This window comes from Kitasatospora sp. NPDC004799, from assembly GCF_040609095.1.
Taxonomy (GTDB): domain Bacteria; phylum Actinomycetota; class Actinomycetes; order Streptomycetales; family Streptomycetaceae; genus Kitasatospora.
Window position 1 is genome coordinate 1 of record NZ_JBEXJK010000212.1, and the last position, 14,155, is coordinate 14,155.

A 14,155-nucleotide genomic window follows, 5' to 3' on the forward strand; every position below is an offset into this window, starting at 1 on the left:
GTTGGTGCGCAGGATCTCGGCGTCGGTGAACTCGGGGCGGGAGAGGAAGTCCTCCTCCGAGTAGAGCCGGATGCAGATGCCGTCCGAGGTGCGGCCGCAGCGGCCCTTGCGCTGGTTGGCGCTGGCCTGGCTGATCGCCTCGATCGGCAGCCGCTGGACCTTGGTGCGGTGGCTGTAGCGGGAGATCCGGGCGGTGCCCGGGTCGATCACGTACTTGATGCCGGGGACGGTCAGCGAGGTCTCGGCCACGTTGGTGGCCAGCACGATCCGGCGGCTGCGCGAGCGCTGGAAGACCTTGTGCTGCTCGGCCGAGCTGAGCCGGGCGTACAGCGGCAGGATCTCGGTGTTCTTCAGCTTCAGCCTGCCGAGGGCGTCGGCGGTGTCGCGGATCTCGCGCTCGCCGGAGAGGAAGACCAGGATGTCGCCCGGGCCCTCGGCCTGGAGCTCCTCGGCGGCGTCGCAGATCGCCTGGACCTGGTCCCGGTCGCGGTCGGCCGGGTCGTCCTCGTCCCCGTCGGCGGTGTCCTCGGCGAGCGGCCGGTACCGGACCTCCACCGGGTACGTGCGGCCGGAGACCTCGATGATCGGGGCGTCGCCGAAGTGCCGGGCGAAGCGCTCCGGGTCGATGGTCGCGGAGGTGATCACGACCTTGAGGTCCGGGCGGCGGGGGAGCAGCTGCTTGACGTAGCCGAGGATGAAGTCGATGTTGAGGCTGCGCTCGTGCGCCTCGTCGATGATCAGGGTGTCGTACTGGTGCAGGTCGCGGTCGGTCTGGATCTCGGCGAGCAGGATGCCGTCCGTCATCAGCTTGACCAGGGTGTCCTGGCCGACCTGGTCGGTGAACCGGACCTTCCAGCCGACCGCCTCGCCGAGCGGGCTGTCCAACTCCTCCGCGACCCGCTCGGCCACCGTGCGGGCGGCGATCCGGCGCGGCTGGGTGTGGCCGACCAGGCCGCGCACGCCGCGGCCGAGCTCCAGGCAGATCTTCGGGATCTGGGTGGTCTTGCCGGAGCCGGTCTCGCCCGCGACGATCACCACCTGGTGGTCCCGGATCGCCGCCAGGATCTCGTCCTTCTTCTGGCTGACCGGCAGCTCGGCGGGATACCTGATCGTCGGGACGGCGCCGCGGCGCCGCTCGACCACCAGCTCGGCGCGGTCGATGTCGCCGGCGATCTCGGCGGCGATCTTCTGCCGGGCCTCGGGCTTGCGGACCCGACGGGCCCCCTCCAGCCGGCGCCCGATCCGCACCTGGTCGCGCAGGGTCAGCTCGGGCAGGCGGGCGGCCAGCTCCCCGATCCCGGGCCCCTCGGCGGCTACGGTGGCGGACTGGACTGCGGGAGAACTCACTGCGGGCATCCCTCTAGGTTCGCAAGGAGGCACGGCGGAGCGCACCTCGGTTTTCGAGCCCCTCCAGTGTCACAGCCGTCGGCGGCGAATCGCGAACGGCGGGCAACGGTCCGCGGCCGTCCCGGGCTCCGGAGGGTTGAGGAGGTGCTCATGGGAGCCCACAAGGCCGTCCGGGACGAGGAGTTCCGGACGTTCGTCGGCGGCGCGTGGTCACGGCTGTTCAGGACGGCGTACCTGCTCGCGGGGGACCGGCACGGCGCCGAGGACCTGGTACAGCAGGCGCTGGAACGGGCGTACGCGGCCTGGAACCGGGTGCGGGCGGCGGACGACCCGTACGCCTACGTGCGGCGGATCGTGATCAACGAGCACGCCAGACGGTTCCGGCGGCGGCTGGTCGAGTACCCGGTCACCGCGTTCCCGGACCGGCCCGCGCCGGACGGCGCCGACCCGGACGACCGGGCCGTGCTGCTCGCCGCGCTCGGCGCCCTGCCGCCGCGCCAGCGCCAGGCCGTGGTGCTGCGGTACTGGGAGGACCTCAGCGAGACCCAGACCGCGGCGGCGATGGGCTGCTCGGTCGGGACGGTGAAGAGCCAGGCGGCCAGAGGCCTGGCCAAGCTCCGCGGGGCCTCCTCACTCATCGGACTGACGAGCATCGGAGGGACAGGATGAGCCACGAGTTCCGGCCCGGGGGCACGGCGGGCGGCGACGAGCCGGCGACCGTACGGGCCCTGGGCGAGCTGGCCGGGAGCGTCGACACCGGGGCGGTCCCGTACGACCGGCTGGTCGCCGGGGGCCGGCGGCGGCTGCGGCGCCGGCGGCTGCTGACCGCGGGGGTGGCGGCCGCGCTGGTCGCGGGCGTCGCCGGCGGCACGGCGGTGCTCGGCGAGTTCGGGCGGCACGCGGTCTCGACCGTGGCGGTGGCCTCGGCCTCGGTGTCGATCTCGGCCTCGGCCTCCGTGGCGGCGCCCGCGGCTCCGGGCGGCACGAGCGCGCCCGCCGCCGCCCGGGACCCGTTCGACCCCACCCGGGTCAAGGTCGCCGAGGGCACGGCGAACGGCCGCAGCTGGCAGGCCTGGGCCGCGCTGTGGCCGGTCGCCCCCACGAAGGAGGGGGCCGTCCGGCAGGAGCAGCTGATCAGGGCGGAGCGGTACGCCGCCAACCCGGCCGTGAAGCCGGTCGTCCCGGTGGACGTCGAGCGCAACTGGGACCCGCGCACCGACTGGGTGAACTACTACTTCACCGTGGACGGGAAGCGGCAGGTCGACGACTCCCTGCACGCGGTCTCCGCGCCGGGCGGCTACCCGGGCGCCGTCGGCGGCGCGTCGCTCGGCCTCCAGCACGACGCGGGCGTCCCGCCGGTGGTGATCGAGGGGACCAACGCCCAGGTCGTCAGGGTCGTGGTCGCCTGGAGGACCGGCGGCACCACCGAGGCGGTGCCGGTCGCGGTCGGGGACTCCCCGTTCCGCTACTTCGGCCTCGTCGCGAAGCCGGGCAGCGATGCCGCGACCGTCACCTACTACGCGGCGGACGGCTCGGTGGTGCGCACGGTCGACCACTGGCTCCGGACGTCCTGAGCCGGTGGTCGTCGGTGGTGGCCGTCGGGGTGGCCGTCAGGGGTGGAGCGCGGCCTGGTCGGCGTCCGGGAGCCAGTCGCGGGCCGGGTCGTACTCCAGCCAGCGGTTGCGGGCCGCCTCGGTGGTGAAGGCCCGCAGCAGGTCGTCGAGCCGGGGGTGCGGATCGGTGTCCGGGCCGGTGCGCCAGAGGAGCGACCAGGCGTAGAGCGGGGTCGGGTCCACCAGCGGGACGGTGCGGACGCCCGGGCGGACGGGGAGCGGGCCGTCGGCGGGGACGAGGGAGAAGCAGGACGGGTCGGCGCGGACCTGGTCCACGAAGTGCTCCAGGCCGAGGTTGGTCGAGCCGACCCGGCGGTCGATCCGGAACCGGGCGGCGAAGCGGGTGAGGAAGTCCAGCCGGTCCACCGCCGCCGGGTAGCGCAGCACACTGCCCCGCAGGTCGTCCGGGCGCAGGGCGTCCCGGCCGGCCAGCGGGTGGTCGGCGCTCAGCAGCGCGTCCACCGGCTCCAGGCGGACCAGCCGGTGCGTCAGTTCACCGCTGTCGGACGGGAGTCGGTGCACCCGGCCGAAGCCGGCGTCCGACTCCCCGCGCAGCACGGCCGCCGCCACCGTCGGCAGGTCCCGACCGGGCGAGGGCTCCACCTGCAGCCCCGGCGCGGCGTCCACCGCCTGCGCGAGCGTACGCATCGGGGCGTACAGGTGCCCCCACACGTCGATCCGCAGCGGCCGCGCGGCGCACCCCACGGCGGCCACCGCCCGCTCCCCCTGCGCCAGCACCCGCCGGGCCGGCTCCAGGAACCGCCGCCCGGCCCCGGTCAGCCCCACCCCGCGCGCGTCCCGCTCCAGCAGCCGCGCCCCGAGCACCGCCTCCAGCCGCGCCACCCGCTTCGACAGGCCCTGCTGGCTGATCCCCAACCGGCCGGCCGCCCGCCCGAAGTGCAACTCCTCGGCCGCCACCACGAACGCCCGCACCTGCGCCAGATCCAGATCCACCCGGGCACCCTAGAGCCTGCCCGCCCGGCCCCGGGGCCTCGGGTTCCCCGGCCTGCTGCTTGCCCCGGCCCGCCTCTCGGCCCCGGGTCTCGGGCTCCTCCCGGCCCCCGGCCCCCGGGCTCCTCCCGGCCCCCGGCCCGCCCCGGCCCCCGGCCCCCGGGCTCCGGCCCCCGGGCTCCCACCCGGCCCCCGGCCCGCCTCTCGGCCCCGGGTCTCGGGCTGCTCGCCTCGCTGCGGCCTCCGGCCCCGGCCGCGGCCTACTCACTGCACAACCGGTGGTTGTCGTCGCCGTCCGCCGGTTGTTGGACCGGGTGGGGCGGTGCGGGGTGGGGTGAGGGGGTGATCGACGGAGGAGTGGGGATGAAGGCGCTGGTGGCGACGGGGCGGGCGGCGGAGCCGGTGCGGTTCGCGGAGGTGGAGCAGCCGCGGCCGGGGCCGGGGGAGGCGCTGGTGAAGGTGGAGGCGTTCTCGGTGAACCGGGGGGAGACCTTCCAGCTGGAGGCGCCCCGGGCCGGATGGCGGCCGGGGAAGGACGTGGCGGGGCTGGTGGTGCAGGCCGCCGCCGACGGGTCGGGGCCGGCCGTCTGCCGCCGGGTGGTGGGGCATCCGCCGGCCGGGGGCTGGGCCGAGTACGTGTGCGTCCCGACCTCCTCCCTCGCCGAGCTGCCCGACGGCCTGGACGCCGTCCGGGCCGCCGCGCTGCCGCTGGCCGGCCTCACCGCGCTGCGGCTGCTCCGGACGGCGGGGCCGCTGGCCGGCCGGCGGGTGCTGCTGACCGGGGCCTCCGGGGGCGTCGGGCACTACGTCACCGAGCTGGCCGCCGCGGCCGGGGCCGAGCTGACCGCCGTCACCGCCTCCCCGGAGCGCGGGCGGCGGCTGGTCGAGCTGGGGGCGGCCGAGGTGGTCCACGAGGTGGGTGCGGCGCGCGGGCCGTACGACCTGGTGCTGGAGTCCACCGGCGGTGCCGCGCTGCCGGTGGCGCTGGCCCGGCTGGCCCGGCGCGGCACCCTGGTCTGGTTCGGCCAGGCCTCCCGGACGCCCGTCACGCTCGACTTCTTCGACTTCTTCAAGGGCCCGGAGTCGGCGGTCGTCCGGCACTTCCACTACGCGGACTCGGACGTCTCCGACGGCGCCGACCTGGCCACCCTGGTGCGCCTCACCCACGAGGGCCGGCTGACCCCGGAGCTCGGCCGGACCGCGCCCTGGGCGGAGACCGCCGCCGTGCTCACCGACCTGCGCGAACGCCGGATCCGCGGCAAGGCCGTCCTGACCCTCGCCTGAAGCCGCCCGCCCCGAAACGCCCCGAAGGGAACCCCCACGATGACCGACCTCTCCTTCCTCGACACCCCCGGGCTGCTGCCCGCCTTCGTCGAGGAGAACCGCCCGCGTGCCCACGGCGCCGGCCTGGACCCGTACGAGTACGCCCGGGTGACCGCCCCGCTGACCTCCCTGCGCGACTGGCCGGCCGCCTGCCGGGCCGCCGGCCGCCGGTACGCCGAGGCGGCGGAGCGGGCCGCCGCCGAGGGCCGCACCGTCACCGCCGGCGAGGGGTACCGGAGCGCCGCCCGCTGGTACCACGTCGCGGGGCTGCTCCCGCACCCCGACCGGGCCGCCGCGGCGGAGGCCGCCACCGAGGCCGACGAGGCGATGCGGCGGGCGCTGGCGCTGCTCGACCCGGGTGCGGAGCGGGTCGAGGGCGAGGGCTTCGCGGGCTGGCTGCGCCGCCCGGCGGACGGCGAGGGCGCGGCCCCGGTGGTCGTGGTGGTGCCGGGGATGGACTCGGGCAAGGAGGAGTTCCACGCGGTGGCCGAGGCCCTGCTCGCCCGGGGCGCCGCGGTGCTCGCCGTCGACGGGCCCGGGCAGGGCGTGCTGGCCGGCTCCAGTGCTCCGGAGCCGGAGTACCACCGGGTGGTCGGCCGGGCCCTCGACGCGCTGGCCGGCCGTACCGGGCTGGACCTCGCCCGGACCGCCGTGGTCGGCCTCAGCCTGGGCGGCTACTACGCGGCCGTGGCCGCCGCCCATGAGCCGCGGCTGTGCGCCGCCGCCGTGGTCAGCGGCCCGTACCGGCTGGACTGGGACGGCCTGGTCCCGTTCGTCACCGCGACCCTGGCCCAGCGCTGCGGCGGGTACGCGGCGGCCCGCGCCTTCGCCGACCGGGTCGACCTGACCGCCCTCGCGCCGGGGATCACCGTCCCGCTGCTGGTGGTCGAGGGCGGCGAGGACCGCATCCCGGGCGTCACCCCCGCCACCGCCCTGGCCGAGCACGCCCTGGACGCCGACCTGCTGCTCGTGCCGCACGGCAACCACCTTCTCGGCACCGCCCTGCCGGACTGGCTCCCCGCCACCGCCGACTGGCTCACCGCCCGCCTGGCCGGCTCACCGCGCGGCTGATCCGTTGATCCGTTCACCGCGCGGCTGACCCGTTCACCGCGCGACGGACCGGCCGACCATCCGGCGGCCGAGCGAGGTGACCGCGAACAGCAGCCCGCCGGCCAGGAAGAACGGCTCGTAGCCGAAGGTCGCGAACCGGGCCATCGAGTCCAGCTCGGCCCCCGACCGGCTCCCGGCGGCCAGCGCGATCCAGTCCGGCACGGACGGCGCGGCGTGCAGCACCAGCAGTGCGGTGGTGCCCCACAGCGCGAAGCCCAGCAGCCGGGCCGGCACCCGCGCACCCCACCGCCGCAGCGGCGCCAGCGCCACGGCCGCGGCCAGCGCGCACAGCGGGATCGCGATCACGTCGATCACCAGCAGCGGCGTGCTGCTCCACACCGACCGCCCGTCCGGCAGCCCCAGCCGCCCGTCCGCCAGCCAGTACACGTGCACCAGCGCGAAGGCCGTGGCCCACCCCGCCGCCGCGTACCCGGCACCCAGCACCACCCGGTTCCAGCCCGTGTCCCGTCCCGTCTCCATGCCACCCACGCTCCCGCGCCACCCCGCCCCGCCGGATCGTCCCGCGGGCGGTACCCCCTCCCCCTCCCGGGGGAACCCGGGCAGCCGGGAGAGTGACCCTCGGCGTCCCCCTGGTCACCTGTGACGCCCGCATCCGGCGCAGCGGCGCGGCCAGGTGCGCGATCGAGGTCTTCGCGTAGTCCGGGCCGGAACGGGTCAGTACGGCAGCAGTCCGTCGGTGGCCAGGTCGAAGGAGAAGGGCTCCGGGACGTGCAGGGTCTCGCCGAAGGCGACGTCCTCGCGCCGGTGGTACCGGGTGGCGTCCGGCCTGCTGAAGAGGGTGACGGTCTTCTCCCGGGCGTCGACCAGGAGGTACAGCGGGATGGCCATCAGCGGGTAGTCGCGCAGCTTCCCGACCCAGTCGTTCTCCGGGTTGGAGGGCGAGACCAGCTCGACCGCGATCGCGGCCAGCTCGGCGGGCACCTGGTTGTCGGTGGTGGCCAGCGCCTCGTCCGGAACGTACGTCAGGTCGGGGTTGCGGCTCTTGCCGACGTTCGGCGAGACCAGGTCCGTGTTCTCGCTCGGCAGCAGTCCGGCCGGAGTGTGCGCGTCGAACTGGCGACGCACCACCAGCAGGTTGCGCTGGTGGATCCCGGAGGGGCTCACCATCATGGTGATGGTGTCGCCGGAGATCTCGACCTTGAAGCCGTCGGGCAGGCTCCTGCGGGCTTCCTCGAGGAGCTCGAAGTGTTCCGGGGTCATGAGCGCGAAGCCTCCTGAACCGAGTGAACCGAATCCGCCGGTACCGGACACCCAGCGTAGTCGCCCGGCGGGCCGGGGGAACGACGAAGCCCCCGTAGCGAATTCGCTACGGGGGCTTCCCGGTTGTGGCCAGGGCCGGGGTCGAACCGGCGACCTTCCGCTTTTCAGGCGGACGCTCGTACCAACTGAGCTACCTGGCCGTACTGCGCGTCTCTGGTGAGACGAGCGATCCCGACGGGACTTGAACCCGCGACCTCCACCTTGACAGGGTGGCGAGCTAACCAACTGCTCCACGGGACCTAGAAGTGGCGAACCACTCAGGTCTTGCGCACTGCACTTTACTACGGTACTGCGTGCCCCCAACGGGATTCGAACCCGTGCTACCGCCTTGAAAGGGCGGCGTCCTGGGCCACTAGACGATGAGGGCTTGTGGCCTGTCCCGCTGTTCCCAGCGTTCGGGGACGTCGAGAAGCATATGGGATGCGGGGCGGATCGCCAAAACGGGTTTCGGCCGGGTGGCGGGCGGGGGTCAGGACCAGCCGAGCTCGTCGAGCTCGTGGTCGTCGAAACCGAAGTGGTGGGCGACCTCGTGGATGACCGTGGTGCGGACCTCCTCGACCACCTGTTCGCGGGTCTCGCAGTGGCGCAGGGTGGGGCCGCGGTAGATCAGGATGCGGTCGGGCAGGACGCCCGCGTACCACTCGCCGCGCTCGGTGAGCGGGGTGCCCTCGTAGAGGCCGAGGAGCTCGGGGTCGCTCGGGTCGGGTTCGTCCTCGACGAAGATCGCGACGTTGTCCATCATGGCCGCGAGCTGCGGGGGGATCTGGTCGAGGGCGTCGCTGACCAGCGTCTCGAACTCTTCCCGGGTCATCTCCACCGGATCATTGTCCGGTGTCGGGTGACGGTGTGCCAGGTGGCGGAGGCCGGTGTTTGATGGGGTCGTGACGACCTCGGAGGACGCGGTGGGCGGCCCGGTCCGGACGCCGCCGCCGGTCTCGGCGCCGGCCCGGAGCCGGCCGCCGGTGCTGCGCGGGCAGGGGCCCGCGGTGGCGGTGGTCGCGGCGGGCGGGGCGATCGGGGCGACCGCGCGGTACGCGGCCGGGCTCGGGTGGCGGACCGGGGCGACGGCCTTCCCGTGGACGACGCTGCTGGTCAACGTGGTCGGCTGCGCGGTGATCGGGGTGTTCCTGGTGGTGCTCACCGAGGGGCGCCAGGCGCACCCGCTGGTGCGGCCGTTCTTCGGCACCGGGGTGCTGGGCGGGTTCACCACCTTCTCGACGTACGCGGTGGACGTCCGGCGGCTGCTGGAGGCCGGCCGGCCCGGGCCGGCCGTGGCGTACCTCGGGCTGACGCTGGCGGGCGCGCTGCTCGCGGTCTGGGCGGCGGCCGGGCTGACCCGGCGTCTGGTCCACCGGGCCGTACGGCGCGGGGCCGGGCGGGGCGCGGACGGCCGGGGCGGAGGCGCGCGGTGAGCCGGCTGGGCGGGCCGGCGCTGCGGCTGACCGTGCTGATCGGGGAGGGCGACCGCTGGCACCACCGCCCGCTGTACAGCGAGATCGTGCACCGGGCCCGGGCGGCCGGGCTGGCCGGGGCGAGCGTGTTCCGGGGGATCGAGGGGTTCGGGGCCTCGTCGCTGGTGCACACCACGCGGCTGCTGTCGCTGAGCGAGGACCTGCCGGTGGCGGTGGTGATCGTGGACGAGGAGGAGCGGGTGCGGGCCTTCCTGCCGCAGCTGGACGGGATGGTGGCGGAGGGGCTGGTGCTGCTGGACCGCTGCGAGGTCGTGACCTACGCCGGCCGCGGGTCGGACGGCCGGGAGCCGGGCGGCGGGGACCGGGGCCGGGAGTCGGACGGCGGGGAGCCCGCCGAGTGAACTGGCTGCTGGTGGTGGTGGGCGCGGTGGTCGGCGCGCCGCTGCGGTACCTGACCGACCGGGCGGTGCAGTCCCGGCACGACTCGGTGTTCCCGTGGGGGACGTTCACGGTGAACGTGGTCGGCTGCCTGGTCCTCGGGCTGGTGACCGGCGCGGTGGCGGCGGGCGCGGCCTCCTCGGAGGTCCAGCTGCTGCTGGGGACGGGGCTCTGCGGGGCGCTGACCACCTACTCGACCTTCTCGTACGAGACCCTCCGGCTGGCCGAGACCGGCGCCAAGCGGTACGCGCTGGCCAACGTGGCCGGCAGCGTGCTGGCCGGGCTGGCCGCGGTGTACGCGGGTGCGGAGCTGGCCGCGGCGCTCTGGGGCTGAGCGGGCGCCGGAGCGCGGGCCCCGCCGGGCGAGCTTGCGCGCTGCCCGTGTCCCGCCGGGCCGGGCGCGCGTTGGGCACCGAAAAGCGGCCGCGCGCGAGTGGGCGGCCCGGGTGGGGCGGTAGAGAGGGACCTCAGTGGCTTCGGTACGGGCGGCACGGGCGGTGCGGGCGGTACGGGCGGTGCGGGTGCGGCTGGCCGCGGCGCGTACGGCTCCGGTGCGGGCGGCGGCGGGCCCGCGTTCGCGCGCGGTACGGGCGGCGGCGCTGCTGACGGTGGCCGGGCTCGGGCTGACCGGGTGCATGTCGGTCGGTCCGGCGGCGGAGGAGAAGCACGGCGTGGCGCCGGTCGGGCAGGCCGGTCCGGCGGTCAAGCCGGGGGCGACCGGCGGGCCCTCGGCCTCGCCGGGCGCGGGGCACCCGGGCGGGGCCTCCGGGCGCCCGGAGCGGCCGGGGGGCCTCCAGGGCGAGGGCGGGTCGAACGGCCCCGCCGCCGCGCAGCCCGGCGGGGCGGCCCCCGGGGCGACCGGTACGGTGGCCGGGGTGGTCCCGGTGCCCGGGTCGGGTGCGCCCGACGGCGGTCCGGGCGGCGGTTCGGCGGGCGGTGTGAACACCAGTCCGGCACCGCGCCCGGGCGGCGGCGGGACCGGTGGCACGGCGGGCTCCGGCGGGACGGCCGGGACGGGCGGCACCGGGGAGGGCCGCTCCGGCGGCGGTTCGGCCGGGACGCCCTCGGCCACCCCGAGCAGCCGCCCGTCGAGCACCCCCGCGCCGGAGCACAGCTCGCCCGCCGCGACCGTCCCGCCGGCCCCGGAACCGTCGGCCGGCAGCTCCGGTTCCTCGGCCCCGAGCCCTCGGGCGGGCGGGTAATAGCGGCTTGAGCAGGGCGTTTGCCTCCGATCCTCAGGGTCGTCTATGGTGGTAGATCGTTCGTTTGATCCATTTGACTGGCGCCCTACTCCCATCTGGCGCCCTTGGCGCGTTCCGGCGATCCGTGGCTGACCGCATAGAGGCGGTTGTGAAACAGAACCCCGGACTTTGGCGCGTGCCACTTCCGGAAGGTTTTGCATGTCTCTCGTTGACGACGCCCGCTTCGCCATGCCCGCGAACGAGGCCGCCGCCGATGTCACCGACACCAACGACACCCTCGACACCGCCGCGGACGAGGTGATCGCCGAGGCCGTGGAGGCCACCGAGGAGGCGGCCGCCGAGCCCACCATCACCTTCGGCGACCTGGGCCTGCACGACGACGTCGTGCGCGCCCTCGCCAAGCGCGGCGTCACCACCCCGTTCCCGATCCAGGCCGCGACCATCCCGGACGCCCTGGCCGGCAAGGACGTGCTGGGCCGTGGCCGCACCGGCTCCGGCAAGACCCTGAGCTTCGGCCTGCCGCTGCTGACCCGCCTCGCCGACGGCGAGCGCACCAAGCCCAAGCACCCGCGCGGCCTGATCCTGGTCCCGACCCGCGAGCTGGCCATGCAGGTCGCCGACGCCCTGGAGCCGTTCGGCTCGGTGCTCGGCCTGCGCCTCAAGGTCGTCTGCGGCGGCACCTCGATGTCGAACCAGATCTACGCGCTGGAGCGCGGTGTCGACATCCTGGTCGCCACCCCCGGCCGTCTGCGCGACCTGCTGAACCGCGGCTCCGCCAAGCTCGACGACGTCCGGACCGTCGTGCTCGACGAGGCTGACCAGATGGCCGACATGGGCTTCCTGCCCGAGGTCACCGAGATCCTCGACCAGGTGCCGAGCGGCGGCCAGCGCCTGCTGTTCTCCGCCACCCTGGAGAACGAGATCGACACCCTGGTCAAGCGCTACCTGAAGAACCCGGTCACCCACGAGGTCGACCCGTCGGCCGGCGCCGTCACCACCATGACCCACCACATCCTCGTGGTGAAGCCCAAGGACAAGGCGCCGATCACCAACGCGATCGCCGCCCGCAAGGGCCGCACGATCATCTTCGTCCGCACCCAGATGGGCGCCGACCGCGTCGCCGAGCAGCTGATCGAGGCCGGCGTGAAGGCCGACGCGCTGCACGGCGGCATGACCCAGGGCGCCCGCACCCGCGTCCTCGGCGACTTCAAGGACGGCTACACCAACGTCGTCGTCGCCACCGACGTCGCCGCCCGCGGCATCCACGTCGACGGCATCGACCTGGTCCTGAACGTGGACCCGGCCGGCGACCACAAGGACTACCTGCACCGCTCCGGCCGCACCGCGCGCGCCGGCCGCTCCGGTGCCGTCGTCACCCTGGTGCTGCCGCACCAGCGCCGCGGCGTCTTCCGCCTGATGGAGGACGCGGGCGTCGACGCCAGCCGCCACATCCTGGACCACGCCTTCGACGCCGAGGTCGCCAAGATCACCGGCGCCCGTTCGCTGACCGAGGTCCAGGCGGAGAGCGCCGCCAACATCGCCGGTGCCGCCGAGCGCGAGCTCGCCGACATGACCCGCCAGCTGGAGCGCGCGCAGCGCCGCGCCGCCGAGCTGCGCGAGGAGGCCGACCGCCTGGCCGCCCGCGCGGCGCGCGAGCGGGCCGAGCTGGGCATCGAGGACGAGGCGCCGGCCGCCGAGGCCGAGTCCGCCGAGTCGGCCGCGACCGAGGCCGCTCCGGCCGCCGTCGAGGCCGCCGCGCCGCAGGCCGAGGAGCGCACCCCGTCGTACCGCGAGGCCCGCACCGAGCGTCCGGCCTTCGGCCGTGACCGCGACCGTGACCGGGACCGTGACCGGGACCGGGACGACCGCCGCTCGGGCGGCTTCAACCGGGACCGTGACCGTGACGACCGCCGTTCGGGTGGTTTCGGTGGTGGCCGTGACCGCGATGACCGCCGTTCGGGTGGTTTCGGTGGCGACCGCGGTGGCTTCAACCGTGACCGTGGCGGCTTCGGTGGCGGCCGTGACCGCGACGACCGCCGCTCCGGTGGCTTCGGTGGCGACCGCGGCGGCTTCAACCGGGACCGTGACCGTGACGACCGCCGTTCGGGTGGTTTCGGTGGTGGCCGTGACCGCGATGACCGCCGTTCGGGTGGTTTCGGTGGCGACCGCGGTGGCTTCAACCGTGACCGTGACGACCGCGGCGGCCGCTCCTTCGGCGACCGTCCGGCCCGCTCCTTCGGTGACCGCCCGTCCTTCGGCCGGGACCGTGACGAGCGCGGCGGCAGCAGCCGTCCGTTCTCGCGCCGCGACGACCACCGCTCCGGCGGCCGTCCGCAGTCCGACCGCGGTGGCTTCAACCGTGACCGTGGCGGCTTCGGTGGCGGCCGTGACCGCGACGACCGCCGTTCCGGTGGCTTCGACCGCGACGACCGCAAGCCGCGCTGGAAGAACTGACGCCGCACCGGCGGTAGTCGACCGCCGGCCCGGCTGAACGCACGAAGGGCCCGCTCCGTCCCCCGGAGCGGGCTCTTCGCGTTTCCCCGCCGCCCCGCCGCGCCCCCCCGCAGGCGTTGTTCTGGGACTGAGAATAACCTGTGGCGCGCGGACGGGGCGGTCCCGTAGCGTCACGGCCATGAGCAGCAGACTGCACGATGTGGCACGGGTGAACGAGGAGATCGCCGCGCGGGGGAGCTACCGGACGGCCGGGGGCGAACTCGTGCGGGTGGGGGAGGAGTTGGCGGCGGCGCGGGCCGGCACGGTGTCGTGCGCGCCGGCGGCGCTGGACGCGCTGGTGGCGGCGGGCGGGCCGGGGGCGCTGAACGGGCCGGTCGAGGTGACGGCCGAGGGGAGCATGGAGGCCGCCCGCCGGCTGGTCGAGGCGGGCGCGGGGCCGGTCGGGGTGCTGAACTTCGCCTCCGCGCGCAACCCCGGCGGCGGCTACCTGCGCGGCGCCCGGGCCCAGGAGGAGGACCTGTGCCGCAGCGCGCTGCTGTACTCCTGCCTGCTGGAGGCGCCGGACTACTACGAGGCGCACCGGGCGTCCACCGACCTCCGGTACAGCCACCGGGTGATCGTCTCGCCGGCGGTGCCGGTGATCCGGGACGGGCGCGGCGCGCTGCTGGCGCAGCCGTACCCGGTCACCTTCCTGACCTCGCCCGCGCCCAACGCCGGTCAGCTGGAACGGCGTTCGCCCGGTACGGACGTCCGGGGCGTGCTCGCCGAGCGGGCCGTGCGGGTGCTCGCGGCGGCCGCCCGGCACGAGCTGCGCACGCTGGTGCTCGGCGCCTGGGGCTGCGGGGTGTTCGGCAACGACCCGGCGCAGGTCGCCGAGGCCTTCGACGGAGCGCTGGCCCGGTACGGGGCGGCCTTCGAGCGGGTGGTCTTCGCGGTCTTCCAGTGGGGCTGGCTGGCCGACCTGATCGGCGTGGAGCAGACCGGCCCGGTGATGAGCATGATGCCGATCTTCATGATCGGCGTG

15 protein-coding genes and 3 tRNA genes are annotated in these 14,155 nt (G+C 75.4%); 10 read left to right on the forward strand and 8 right to left on the reverse strand.

Annotated features, from left to right (window positions below; translation table 11 throughout):
- Positions 1-1,296: ATP-dependent RNA helicase HrpA (hrpA, locus tag ABZW03_RS24445; RefSeq protein ID WP_355262110.1), on the reverse strand; the 1,296-nt coding region annotated here is incomplete at its 3' end.
- Between the two features lie 201 nt (positions 1,297-1,497).
- On the opposite strand from hrpA, the gene ABZW03_RS24450 reads away from it, so the two are divergent.
- On the forward strand, positions 1,498-2,016 hold the full coding sequence (locus ABZW03_RS24450) for a SigE family RNA polymerase sigma factor (RefSeq protein ID WP_355262073.1): 519 nt from the start codon (positions 1,498-1,500) through the stop codon (positions 2,014-2,016).
- On the forward strand, positions 2,013-2,921 hold the full coding sequence (locus ABZW03_RS24455) for a hypothetical protein (protein WP_355262076.1): 909 nt from the start codon (positions 2,013-2,015) through the stop codon (positions 2,919-2,921). Before ABZW03_RS24450 ends, ABZW03_RS24455 begins: the two co-directional genes overlap by 4 nt.
- A 36-nt stretch (positions 2,922-2,957) precedes the next feature.
- Here ABZW03_RS24455 and ABZW03_RS24460 read toward each other — a convergent pair whose 3' ends face one another.
- Complete coding sequence (locus ABZW03_RS24460) at positions 2,958-3,914, reverse strand: LysR family transcriptional regulator (RefSeq protein ID WP_355262079.1); 957 nt, start codon at positions 3,912-3,914, stop codon at positions 2,958-2,960.
- A gap of 360 nt (positions 3,915-4,274) precedes the next feature.
- Here ABZW03_RS24460 and ABZW03_RS24465 point away from each other — a divergent pair, with 360 nt between their 5' ends.
- Positions 4,275-5,195 carry a zinc-binding dehydrogenase gene (locus ABZW03_RS24465; RefSeq protein ID WP_355262081.1) on the forward strand — a complete coding sequence of 307 codons (921 nt, stop codon included), beginning with the start codon at positions 4,275-4,277 and terminating at the stop codon, positions 5,193-5,195.
- Positions 5,196-5,234: 39 nt separating this feature from the next.
- Positions 5,235-6,305, forward strand: coding sequence for an alpha/beta fold hydrolase (locus ABZW03_RS24470; RefSeq protein ID WP_355262084.1), 1,071 nt, complete (start codon positions 5,235-5,237; stop codon positions 6,303-6,305).
- 33 nt (positions 6,306-6,338) lie between these two features.
- On the opposite strand, the gene ABZW03_RS24475 is transcribed toward ABZW03_RS24470, so the two are convergent.
- The 6 genes from ABZW03_RS24475 to ABZW03_RS24500 form a co-directional block, all read right to left on the reverse strand.
- Positions 6,339-6,824, reverse strand: coding sequence for a DUF3995 domain-containing protein (locus ABZW03_RS24475; RefSeq protein ID WP_355262087.1), 486 nt, complete (start codon positions 6,822-6,824; stop codon positions 6,339-6,341).
- Between the two features lie 195 nt (positions 6,825-7,019).
- A complete protein-coding gene (locus ABZW03_RS24480; RefSeq protein WP_355262090.1) occupies positions 7,020-7,565 on the reverse strand; it encodes a Uma2 family endonuclease in 546 nt (181 codons plus the stop codon).
- A 126-nt stretch (positions 7,566-7,691) separates the two neighbouring features.
- Positions 7,692-7,765: transfer RNA gene (locus tag ABZW03_RS24485), tRNA-Phe, on the reverse strand.
- A gap of 26 nt (positions 7,766-7,791) precedes the next feature.
- Positions 7,792-7,865 (reverse strand) — tRNA-Asp (locus tag ABZW03_RS24490).
- A 54-nt stretch (positions 7,866-7,919) separates the two neighbouring features.
- Positions 7,920-7,992 (reverse strand) — tRNA-Glu (locus tag ABZW03_RS24495).
- A 102-nt stretch (positions 7,993-8,094) separates the two neighbouring features.
- Positions 8,095-8,436 (reverse strand): metallopeptidase family protein, encoded by a 342-nt coding sequence (locus tag ABZW03_RS24500; protein WP_316523923.1) that lies wholly within the window; start codon positions 8,434-8,436, stop codon positions 8,095-8,097.
- 70 nt (positions 8,437-8,506) lie between these two features.
- On the opposite strand from ABZW03_RS24500, the gene crcB (ABZW03_RS24505) reads away from it, so the two are divergent.
- The 6 genes from crcB (ABZW03_RS24505) to ABZW03_RS24530 form a co-directional block, all read left to right on the forward strand.
- Positions 8,507-9,037 carry a fluoride efflux transporter CrcB gene (gene crcB, locus ABZW03_RS24505; RefSeq protein WP_355262094.1) on the forward strand — a complete coding sequence of 177 codons (531 nt, stop codon included), beginning with the start codon at positions 8,507-8,509 and terminating at the stop codon, positions 9,035-9,037.
- Positions 9,034-9,438, forward strand: a complete 405-nt coding sequence (locus tag ABZW03_RS24510) for a DUF190 domain-containing protein (protein WP_355262096.1) — start codon at positions 9,034-9,036, stop codon at positions 9,436-9,438. Before crcB (ABZW03_RS24505) ends, ABZW03_RS24510 begins: the two co-directional genes overlap by 4 nt.
- Positions 9,435-9,809 (forward strand): fluoride efflux transporter CrcB, encoded by a 375-nt coding sequence (crcB, locus tag ABZW03_RS24515; RefSeq protein ID WP_355262098.1) that lies wholly within the window; start codon positions 9,435-9,437, stop codon positions 9,807-9,809. The genes ABZW03_RS24510 and crcB (ABZW03_RS24515) overlap by 4 nt, the downstream gene beginning before the upstream one ends.
- 136 nt (positions 9,810-9,945) lie before the next feature.
- Entirely contained in the window at positions 9,946-10,677 is a 732-nt protein-coding gene (locus ABZW03_RS24520) for a hypothetical protein (RefSeq protein WP_355262101.1), read from the forward strand.
- Between the two features lie 198 nt (positions 10,678-10,875).
- Entirely contained in the window at positions 10,876-13,131 is a 2,256-nt protein-coding gene (locus tag ABZW03_RS24525; RefSeq protein ID WP_355262104.1) for a DEAD/DEAH box helicase, read from the forward strand.
- Between the two features lie 178 nt (positions 13,132-13,309).
- The coding region (locus tag ABZW03_RS24530) for a TIGR02452 family protein (protein WP_355262107.1) at positions 13,310-14,155 on the forward strand (846 nt) is incomplete at its 3' end.

Bases quoted from the DNA above. Each gene is read 5' to 3' on its own strand.
- ABZW03_RS24450 (WP_355262073.1), top strand. From the start codon at position 1,498: ATGGGAGCCCACAAGGCCGTCCGGGACGAGGAGTTCCGGACGTTCGTC.
- ABZW03_RS24455 (WP_355262076.1), top strand. From the start codon at position 2,013: ATGAGCCACGAGTTCCGGCCCGGGGGCACGGCGGGCGGCGACGAGCCG.
- ABZW03_RS24465 (WP_355262081.1), top strand. From the start codon at position 4,275: ATGAAGGCGCTGGTGGCGACGGGGCGGGCGGCGGAGCCGGTGCGGTTC.
- ABZW03_RS24470 (WP_355262084.1), top strand. From the start codon at position 5,235: ATGACCGACCTCTCCTTCCTCGACACCCCCGGGCTGCTGCCCGCCTTC.
- ABZW03_RS24475 (WP_355262087.1), bottom strand. From the start codon at position 6,824: ATGGAGACGGGACGGGACACGGGCTGGAACCGGGTGGTGCTGGGTGCC.
- ABZW03_RS24480 (WP_355262090.1), bottom strand. From the start codon at position 7,565: ATGACCCCGGAACACTTCGAGCTCCTCGAGGAAGCCCGCAGGAGCCTG.
- ABZW03_RS24500 (WP_316523923.1), bottom strand. From the start codon at position 8,436: ATGACCCGGGAAGAGTTCGAGACGCTGGTCAGCGACGCCCTCGACCAG.
- ABZW03_RS24525 (WP_355262104.1), top strand. From the start codon at position 10,876: ATGTCTCTCGTTGACGACGCCCGCTTCGCCATGCCCGCGAACGAGGCC.